Origin of the sequence: Pareuzebyella sediminis (assembly GCF_008367235.1) — a bacterium.
Lineage (GTDB): Bacteria > Bacteroidota > Bacteroidia > Flavobacteriales > Flavobacteriaceae > Pareuzebyella > Pareuzebyella sediminis.
On the sequence record NZ_VTZS01000004.1, the window covers coordinates 487940 to 498192 of the forward strand.

Annotated in this window: 9 protein-coding genes; 6 read left to right on the forward strand and 3 right to left on the reverse strand. The window is 34.5% G+C overall.

What is annotated here, in order from left to right:
* Positions 1–15: 15 nt before the first annotated feature.
* Genes F2B13_RS16185 through F2B13_RS16195 form a run of 3 tightly spaced genes read left to right on the forward strand, consistent with a single transcriptional unit; the run spans position 16 to position 4054 of the window.
* Positions 16–1356 (forward strand): O-antigen ligase family protein, encoded by a 1341-nt coding sequence (locus F2B13_RS16185; protein ID WP_198439858.1) that lies wholly within the window; start codon positions 16–18, stop codon positions 1354–1356.
* Positions 1357–1386: 30 nt separating this feature from the next.
* Positions 1387–2763 carry a lipopolysaccharide biosynthesis protein gene (locus tag F2B13_RS16190; RefSeq protein ID WP_149276828.1) on the forward strand — a complete coding sequence of 459 codons (1377 nt, stop codon included), beginning with the start codon at positions 1387–1389 and terminating at the stop codon, positions 2761–2763.
* A gap of 37 nt (positions 2764–2800) precedes the next feature.
* A complete protein-coding gene (locus F2B13_RS16195) occupies positions 2801–4054 on the forward strand; it encodes a glycosyltransferase family 4 protein (protein WP_149276829.1) in 1254 nt (417 codons plus the stop codon).
* 67 nt (positions 4055–4121) lie between these two features.
* Here F2B13_RS16195 and F2B13_RS16200 read toward each other — a convergent pair whose 3' ends face one another.
* Positions 4122–4841 (reverse strand): hypothetical protein, encoded by a 720-nt coding sequence (locus F2B13_RS16200; RefSeq protein WP_149276830.1) that lies wholly within the window; start codon positions 4839–4841, stop codon positions 4122–4124.
* A gap of 141 nt (positions 4842–4982) precedes the next feature.
* Positions 4983–5471: a hypothetical protein gene (locus F2B13_RS16205; protein WP_149276831.1), complete on the reverse strand. Its 489-nt coding sequence runs from the start codon at positions 5469–5471 to the stop codon at positions 4983–4985.
* Positions 5472–5896: 425 nt separating this feature from the next.
* Between F2B13_RS16205 and F2B13_RS16210 the strand changes: the two genes are divergently transcribed.
* Positions 5897–7120 (forward strand): glycosyltransferase, encoded by a 1224-nt coding sequence (locus F2B13_RS16210; RefSeq protein ID WP_149276832.1) that lies wholly within the window; start codon positions 5897–5899, stop codon positions 7118–7120.
* Positions 7121–7198: 78 nt separating this feature from the next.
* Entirely contained in the window at positions 7199–8335 is a 1137-nt protein-coding gene (locus F2B13_RS16215; protein WP_149276833.1) for a glycosyltransferase family 4 protein, read from the forward strand.
* A 205-nt stretch (positions 8336–8540) separates the two neighbouring features.
* On the opposite strand, the gene F2B13_RS16220 is transcribed toward F2B13_RS16215, so the two are convergent.
* Positions 8541–8771: a hypothetical protein gene (locus F2B13_RS16220; protein ID WP_149276834.1), complete on the reverse strand. Its 231-nt coding sequence runs from the start codon at positions 8769–8771 to the stop codon at positions 8541–8543.
* 603 nt (positions 8772–9374) lie between these two features.
* Here F2B13_RS16220 and F2B13_RS16225 point away from each other — a divergent pair.
* Positions 9375–10253: PKD domain-containing protein (locus F2B13_RS16225; RefSeq protein ID WP_149276835.1), on the forward strand; the 879-nt coding region annotated here is incomplete at its 3' end.

Here is a 10253-nt window from a genome sequence, read left to right on the forward strand (position 1 = left end):
AAAAAATAAATGCCTATGAGGGAGTCATGGCTAACAGTGGATTTAAGAAATGTACCAAAATTACTTTTTTTAATAATTCTTCTTTTTTATTCACTATTTGATTTTTTGGTATATGAGAGTTCCGGGGCTAAGTTTGAATATTTATTTGGTGCATTCTGCTTGGTTTTACTTACACTAAGATTATTTTGTCAATATAGGAAAAACGTTAATATTGTAATACCTCATTATATTCTCTTCTTAGCAGCCTTTATTATTTATACTTCCTTAACAGGTATTTTCGTTTCAGACTTATTTATTGAAAAAGGCGCCTTCAAATATTTTTACTCTAATTCTTTCATAATGATGATGACTAGTTTTCTTTTTATTGAGAATACTTATTTTCCGAGGAAATGGATAGACGGGGCAATAAATATTTTAGGTTTAGTCCTTATTGTTTCTGCTATTGTTTCAGTAATTCAAGTTTTTGAACCGCTTTTCTTAATGAAGGATCGTAGTGTTATAGAAGGATTATCATATGATAGGCTTTTAGAATATTACGATAAGAACCCAGAAGAGAAATCGGGTAGTGTATCAAGATTGTTTCAAGGATATCGTTTTTCAATTTATTCTCATGTAAGCGCGATTTCTGTGGGTATTGATGGCTTGGCTATATATAGTTTGCTATTTGCGTTAAAGTCAAAAAAAACTATGAAAACTTCTTTATGGGTCTTTGCTGCAGCGTTGGTTAGTTTTTTATCAAGTTCCAGATGGATAATGCTTAATTTCTTGTTAATTTCTAGTCAAAAAATTTGGACAAAAAATAACAGAATATTGAATTTTACAAAGTATTTCTTGTTTGGAATACTTCTTCTTATAATTTTAGTTTTTTTACTTGAATTTTTCGGGATTAATTTTCGCCAATTTGTAGAAGAAAGATTAGCGGACGATAGTGCTTCTACTCGATTATTGGCGTTAGAAGTATTTTCCAAGGTATTTCCAGAGCATCCCTTTTTAGGTACGGGAGGTGTAAGTACCGAGGAAGTACAACAACTATTAGCGGGCAGAAGTTCCCAAATTCATGTGGGCTATTTAAAACTTTTTTATTATCACGGTTTGATAGGTGGGATTCTATATCTAACTTTTCTATTCTCATTTTTAAAACGAATGTGGAAAATGTCAAAAATTTCAAATTACTGGGGCGGTTTTTTTGCGATATTGGCCTTTGCCGTTGCGAATCTTACTTTGGTTGAGTTTAGTCTATTTTATCACGGATTGCTTTTGGCACTTGTTTTTACAAATCATTTTTATCATGAGCGAACCAAAAATATTTTCTCAGTTCCCCATAGGGAAAGTAGTATTAGGCATACAATAACTTAGGCTGATATTTAATCACTTAGAAGGACTTGAATGTCAATGATTGGAAAAATAAATATTTTTAAAGCCATCCAAAATATTCTCAATAGGGGGCAAGAGCGCTCCATAAGGGCGAAAAAACATATCATTGCTTCCTTTTTAATTAAGGGAATAAGTATCTTGACTGGTTTCATTATGGTACCTCTTACTATTGGCTATGTCAACAAAGAACAGTATGGCATATGGCTTACCTTATCGTCCGTTGTTGGGTGGTTCAGTTTTTTCGATATAGGTTTAGGTCATGGGCTGCGCAATAAGTTATCGGTTGCCCTTGCCAAAGGGGAAATGAAGAAAGCAAAGTCTTATGTAAGTTCTACTTACGCCATTCTTGGAATAATTGTTACGGTAATATTGGTTCTCTTTTTTTTAATACAACCTTTGTTGGATTGGCAAGCTATTCTAAATACCGAAGCGATAAATGCTAATGAGCTTCGGTTAGTGGCCATAGCTACCTTCACTTTTTTTTGTATCAATTTTATACTAAAATTGATTTATTCCATTTTTCTGGCCGATCAAAGGCCAGCAAACCAAGGCTTTTTTAATTTGTTAAGTAACCTGAGCGCGCTCTTAATAATTTTCATCTTGACAAAAACGACGCAAGGCTCTTTATATTATCTCGCTTTAACTTTAGGACTTTCCCCGATGGTCATCTTGGTTTTCGTTAGTATTTATATGTTTGGCGGCAGATATAAGGTTATTTCACCCTCTTTTAATTTTATAAATAAAAATCAGTTTAAGGAACTATGGAGTTTGGGATTCCGATTTTTTTTGATTCAGATATCTTCTATTGTCATATTTTCTACCGACAACATGATTATTGCCCAATTATTAGGCCCCGCAGAGGTACCGGCTTATGCCGTGGCTTACAAATATTTTGGGCTGATTACAGCGGTGTTCGCTATTGTTTCGACACCTTTCTGGTCCGCCTACACCGAAGCTTATGTCAAAAAAGATATCGGTTGGATTAATTCGACGAACCAAAAACTTATTAAGGTTTGGGGACTTTTGGTAGTTGTAAGTTTAGCAATGTTAGCCATTTCACCCTATTTTTATAGATTCTGGGTGCCCGAAATCGAGGTGCCTTTTAGGTTGTCGACGATGATGTGCGTTTATGTCAATATTTTAGGATGGGGTAATATCTTCGTGGTCTTCATCAATGGGGTTGGGAAGGTGCAATTACAGCTTGTTATTGGAATCGTCAGTACTCTAATCAATATTCCCCTATCCTACTTATTTGCGCAAACCTTGGGTTTTGGGGTAACGGGGGTAATTATGGCTACCATCATTTGTGTAGCTTATGGGCCGATTGTTGCTCCATTACAGTTTAAAAAAATTACGAAGGGAACTGCTACAGGAATTTGGAATCGATAATAGAGAAATAAATTATAACTTTTAAATTACAATTTTTATGCGCGTACTCTGGTTTTCTAGTAGACCTCCAAATGGAGTCAGGAGTTCAGATAAATTAGTCGGAGAGGGTTGGATAGAGTCCTTGGAACGAGAATTAATGGCCAACTCTGAAATAGAGCTAGGAATTGTTTTCAATGAATTGGCCAAATCCCCAGAAAAAATAAAATCCAAATGTTCTCGTACCACTTATTTTATGGTGCCAAGGCATCCGTATAGCAAATTCAATCGTTGGTTCAATCGATTTATGGGAAGGCCACCCTCCATTAAGCGATTACCGGATTACCTAGATACTGCTAACGATTACAAACCTGATTTGATTTTGTTTTTCGGTACTGAATTTGAGTTTCCCTTAATAATACCTCAGCTAAAAATCCCTACAATAATTTGGTTTCAAGGTAACCTAACCGTTTACGAAAGAATGTATGAGAGCGGAATCAGATTAAAAAGAACGATTTTTCACGAAAAACTGAAGGATATATTAATGGGTAACACGATTTTTCATAATTATTTGCGTTTTCAACACTTGGTAAAACAAGAGAAGCAGATTTTCTCCTTGGCGGAAAATTTTATAGGCCGTACAGATTGGGATCGCCGATTAGTTAAAATAATGGCACCCCAAGCAAGATATTTTCACTGTGACGAGGCGATGCGAAAACCTTTTTGGAAAGATAAATGGGCATATCAACCAAACCGTAATAAATTCATAATTACTACGACAATTCGAGGAAATCTTTACAAGGGCTTGGAAACTGTTTTGGAAGCTAGTGATTTGCTATCGAAAGTGATGGAGAAAGCTATTGAATGGCGTGTAATGGGTATTTCGGAAGGTACGGCATATGTGGCTGCGGCCCAAAAAAAAATGGGTATTCACTCATCAAAATCTAATGTAAATTTGTTAGGTAACAAGTCTTCGGAGGAACTGGCGCAAGAACTTTTGAATGCTGATTTGTACGTACACCCCTCCCATATCGAAAATAGTCCGAACGGCGTACAAGAAGCAATGTTGTTGGGCATGCCCGTTATCGCCACTAATGTAGGGGGTACTCCTAGCCTCCTAATCGATGGCAAGGAGGGCCTATTGGTTCAAAACAAGGATCCCTACGCGCTCGCCGGTGCTATATTGGAATTGTATGAGTCCCCTGATAAAGCTAAGGAAATGGGCGCGAATGCGCGTAAGCGTGCAATTGTGAGGAATGATAGCAAGAAAATATGTGCTGAATTATTGGATATTTTTAATGAATTGGTAAAATAATTAAGGGTTCTACACATACTGTATTTTAGCCTCAATTCGGTATAGATGTAATTATTTATTAATCAATTTATTTTTTTAGTTGGAGTTGTTTGTCAAAAATCAATTGTAACAAATAAATAAGGAAAATATAATAAACCATTAACTCCTGAAATTCATTAATATTTACGCCCAACCCACCATCTTCAAAAATATCATAAGCCACGATTAACCTGGGAATTAAGTCAGCAGCAATGGTAAGCACGGCGATTATTATTATTCTTGGCTTTGGGATCAAATATAGAATATAGGGATTCTCTACCTTGGATTCCATAAAGGGAGCAACTACAAAAATTAAGGCCATGATTAGAATTACTACCCGTTTGAATAATTTAGCATTGTTTCCTACATTATGAATATTATGGGGTATGTATTGTTTTAAAATGACTTCTTTTTCTCCTCCTATCAATTGGGCAAAATGAGCCCCGTAATCCATTTCTTCCAGTAAGATAAATACTGAGAAAACCACAACAAAAGCAAACCCCAATTTTAGAATGCGATTTTTTTTATTAATAAAGCCGTATATGGAGAAAATCAAAATAATCAAAATTATAACTAATTGAAGATTTTCAAGAATTCCCCATTCCCAATTTTCGGAGGGGCAAACCAACTGAACCAGCTGAGGAATTCCTGAAAAATACAGGGTCATTAAAATAGTTAACACCAGTAAAGGAAGTATCCAATAATATAAATGCTCTTTAAAGGTGATTTTTTTTATATCCTGAAGAAGTATGTTTATGTAAGATTTCATTCGGTTGGTTGTTTTTGGACATGGTTAAAATATAACGTAATGTTTACTCAACCTTAACAAATCGATAAAGGACCTTTAAATTAAGACAATTGACCATATTTCAAATTATTTTAAAATATAGTCTACTAGAAATGAAACACCTTATTGAATCGATTTTTCTCCTCTTCTTTTTATGAAATTAAACCATGGGAGAGCCATTATTAATAATATAAGAGAAAATAGCATTTCTTTGATTTCAGACGTTATTTTAATTTCGTTTTCGACAATTTCACCATAGTTTTGACGAATAAATTTGGAAAAAGCAAATTCAAAATAAATACTCGGAATGGGAAGTCTAACTTTATTATGGATAATGGTTTTAAATCCTAAGTTAAACTTATACATAACAGGGAAAATCAGCAGGTACGTAATAAAGGTTATGTAAAATAACCTCCGCATCGTTATTAATTTTCTAATACCTTCTTTTTTAACTCCTTCCATGGTTTTCCCATGAAAAAATTTCATTTTGTGTAAGTTAAATTCTCCTTGTACGTTAAGCTCTTCAATAGCTATGGGAGTTTCAAAATTCAATATTCTTTGCTCCCAGCTTATTTCCTCACCAAATACGAAAAAAACAATAAGCCTAAACACCAGAAATAAAATGGCTTAGGATTGGATACTGTATTACTATTAGTATAAAATCTAGGGGAATATGCTAATAATCCGAATAATACTGAGGTTAGCAAAAAAAATAAGGCGCATAAATATTTGTAAAGCCCATCTTCTTTTGTCAATTGAATACATAGGTCGTCGGAGAAGAAGCAAGGGAAGTAAAGAAGGGGAATGCAATCAAATAGAAATAGAAACTTTTTCACAACTAAAACTATGTATGGCCACCGTTATTTCTTATTTTGCAAGCTGGAATTTTACATTGAAGGGGTTTTGTTAAAACCTTTTACCGCTTATTTCATGTCAAGATAGGCTCATTGACAATATTTTCAAAAAAAAATCGATTACATACTATGTTTACCGTCTCAATAAGAGAATCTTCGATTTGATAACAATAATAGTTTACAATGAGTTTTAGCCAAAATAACTATCGTCCTAACCCAGATCATGTTGTTTTTTTGGGAGAGTCTGGCTTTCCGGTCGGATTAGCAACTATTCAGCGTATAACATTAATAGGTAAAGCATTAATATCTGTTGGAGTAAAGACAACTGTAATTTGCAGAAAAGGGGTCTGGGATGAAAAGAGTAGAAATTTTGAAGAGAAAGGAAGTTTTGAGGGTATCAATTATATCTACACCTCGAAAAAAACCTTTCGCCCCAAGGAATTTATTAATAGGAATATTCAAAAAATCAAAGGAATTTATGGGGAATTCATGTATTTAAGGTATTTGAAAAAGCATGATGAAATTAGCATGGCAATAGTGTCAGAGATGAGTATTATTCATGTAATTCGTTATTATATATTTTCGATTGCATTGAAATTTCCTATAGTAATAAATTTTACGGAAATGTCTTCTTCAATGCAACATAGATTAACTTTTTTTAATAGAATCAATGATCATTTTCATGATAGGTGGGTGATTAAATTATATGATGGTGCTTTTGCTATAAGTGCTAATCTCCTAAATTATTATAAAAAGATTTCACCATCGAAACCTTTAATTAAACTGCCAATATTATGCGATTTTAATAAATTCGACCAACCTAAATCTGAAAAAGAAGTTTCTTATTTTCTTTATTGTGGAAGCATGGGATATAAAGAGATAATTAATTTTATACTAAGTGCATTTCAAACTTTAACAGATTTCAATGATGTAGAACTATTTATGATAGTGAGTGGAGGAACAAAAAGGGAAGTAATACTCTTGGAAGAGAAGATTAATGATATGTTTGATAATAAACCAATTAGACTCTTTTCCAATATTCCCTATGAACAACTAGTTAGTTTATATATCAATGCCAAGGCATTGCTAATTCCACTTCGCCCAACAATTCAAGATGCTTCGCGGTTTCCTCATAAGATAGGAGAATATTTGGCATCCGGAAATCCAGTAATTACTACGGCTATAGGCGAAATAAACACATATTTTGAGGATGGAAAGACCGCACTCATTGCCGAAAATTATGAGGTGGACCTTTTCGCCGAAAAAATGCGATTTGTTTTGGAAAATCCTCAAAAAGCGAAGCAAATAGGTCAAAAAGGAAAAGAGTTGGGTCTAAGGGAATTTCATTACCAAACACATGGGGTCAGAATTCAAAATTTTTTAAAGGAATTGCAAAAACAATCTTAGGCTTTCTTCGCAGCTTTATTAATGAATAATGTTTCTTCCATGTATGTCAAAAAGGTCTGTAATTTATAGAAATCGAATATGAAAATATTTTTAGTTGGAGATTTTCCAGCAGATGATAAAACATACGGAGGCGTTGAGGGGGTATTGGTTAATTTGGCCCATGGGTTGATTGAACGACCGGAAATTGAAGTGGTGCTTGTTTCCATTGCTAAGGATTCTCAATTCAACATTTTTAAAGGCAAGTCTAAAACCTATAAAATCGATTTTAGGTCATCTTTTATAAAGGCTAAAAATAAGTTTAATGAAATCGTAGATACAGAGCGCCCCGACATAATACATATACAAGGCGTAGTTCCTGGAGTTTTACTTTTTAGAAAAGGATATCGTAATATTTTTGTGGTCACACAGCATGCTATCTTAAGCGAAGAAAGGCTATGGCAAGTCTCTTTAAAAAGAAAATTGTTGTTTAATCTGAAACAATTAATAGAGAACTATTATTTGAAAAGAATTAAAAATATAATATTCATATCGGAATATAATAGAAAAATATATCTGGAAAAGGCCAGTAAAAATAGGGTCCTTAATTCTGCTTTGATACCAAATCCTGTCAATGAGTTATTTTTTCAGACGCATTTTGATATAGAGCTCAGTAAAAGTAATGAACTTTATTTTGTAGGTGAAGTTAAAAAACGTAAGGGGCTTCACGTACTGCTGAAAGCCATTTACATACTCAAGCAAAATAATATATCATGTAGGCTACACGTCATAGGAGGGTTTAAGGAAAAACCATATGAGGCCAAGGTTAAAAAAATGATCGCTTCCCTTGATATTTCTGAAAACATTGTTTTTTGTGGTTGGAAGAATCAAAAAGAGATTGTTGAATATTCATATAATATCCCTGTTTTTGTTTTGCCATCTTTTCAGGAGACCTTGCCTTTAAGTATTGCGGAGGCGATGAGCCAAGGCAAAATTGTGATAGCTACCAATATTTGTGGTATACCGGAAATGATAGAAGATGGAGTGTCGGGTTATCTCTTTTCTAAGGGTAATGCCCCAGAACTAGCCCATGTGTTAGAAAAAGCTTTTGAAGATGATGATCGGCAAAAGAGAATAGCAAAAAATGCCTTGTCTATGAGCAAAAAATACCATCCAAAAAATGTGCTAGATAAGACCCTTGATTTTTATAATAATGTAATGACTAAAAATTCAGATTAATAAGGAATTAATGGCCAGATTGTCCCCCTAATAATGGATAAATGAGATTTAAGTTAAAACTAAATTTGCAAATTAAGGACAAATCCATTTGGATTTTATGAGACGTTAAAATAGGCTTAAAAATTTTGAAAAGAATTCCAAAACGGAATCCAAAAGTATTTTATAGCTTTTATAAATTATGCAAAGGATGGTAACCAGATTTAATTCATAGTTTGGGCACCATGTCGGCAATACTTATCATACCTTCTTCGTAATTGCTTAGCATAAGGTTGATTAATGGATACGTCGTCGATGCTCCTAAAAATATGTCCTTTTTTGATAAAAGATTGTTCAGGGCAAGTTTGTCTTTCCTTTTCTCAGCGGTTATAGTCGGAATTTCCGAAGCCATCTTAGGGGCCCATAAAGTGCCGAGATCAAAAGGTGTCTGTATTTGCAATGGTTTCGACGAAAAAAGAGTTTCGAACTTGAAGAACAAAAGTTTATTTAGAAACAATTCAATATCAAGACCGAAAAAGTGGGGAGTATTATATAAGGCTCTTGAAATCGGAAGTAAAGGAAAGAATAGAGTGCAAGATTTTTTCAGTCTCAATAAAATGACCAAGGCTTACCTTGAATTGTATCGAAAAACATTACAAATTATGGCACAGGGTAACTATTTCTAAAAATATCCACAATTTAATCGGCTATTTCGAAACCTTAGTAATTTTCTATAAGCCGATACGTTTTTTAACGCTATACTATTCATTCAAACATTCGTTAGTTCGGTTTTCTTCTCCAATAATGTTTTGCGTATCCTCTTAAGCGCAGTTCAGCTAATTTCAATTAATATCATTTTAGATAAATGCGCCTATTGTGTTAAAAAAGCGCATTTCGTCGATCTTTATAATCCTTTTGTCGATTCTCTACGTAAATGGGGCAGAACATAAAGTAAGAAGTTTTACAAAATAAATTTCTAATCAAATTATTTACACGTGTTAGCTAAATGACTGCTAGAATTGCTCATTTGGCTTTTTGTTAATTTTTAATCCCCCAAATTATTATGAGTTCCCCCAAAAAAAAGATTGAACTACTATTTCTATGTCTCATTTTAACAGTTTTTGCAGTTTTGCTATCCTGTAGCAACGATGAAGAAAATATAACCGTAAATGGATTCCACGCGCTGTCGGCTTTCAATGAGGCTGAAGTCGCAAAGATTTTTGTTTTTGATTCGGATAGGCTAGAAGTATCTAATACAGCCATAATCGGAAAAGCTCCCTTAAGCATCGCATTTAACTCAGTGTATGGAGATGAGCAGGGAATTAAAGGTTATGCTTGGGATTTCGGCAGTGAAATAGCTCCATCGGCTCTAAAAAGGATGAAGCGTACATTTGAACATCCGGGTATTTATGAGGTGAAACTCACCGTGAGGGATGCACAAGGTCGAACTTATTCCGATACCGTGAAGATTACGTTGGCCGAGGATACTGATAGTTCACTTCCTGCAGAGATTTATGTCTTCGAATCGGAAAAATTAGATGTATCAAAGACAGCCATAACTGGGGAAGCCCCTTTAAGTATCGCATTTAACTCTGTCTACGGAGATGAGTACGGAATTAAAGGCTATAGTTGGGATTTCGGTAGTGGAATTGCCCCATCAGCATTAAAAAGAATGAAACGTACCTTTCAAAATCCCGGTATATATAATGTGAAACTCACGGTTCGTGACGCCCAAGGTTTAACGGCTACGGATAATGTTATAATTACCCTTACCGGGGAGGACGACAAGAAAAGTGTATCATCATCCGAAACTCTTAATAGCCAAAGTATCGATTGTTCGGAAGGCGGTGGTATGGCCGACGACACTGGCGCGAAGATCTGGTGCTGGGGGGATATTAGTATTCCGGACTATACCGGTCAGGGCGTGGCCTTGAGCAACAGG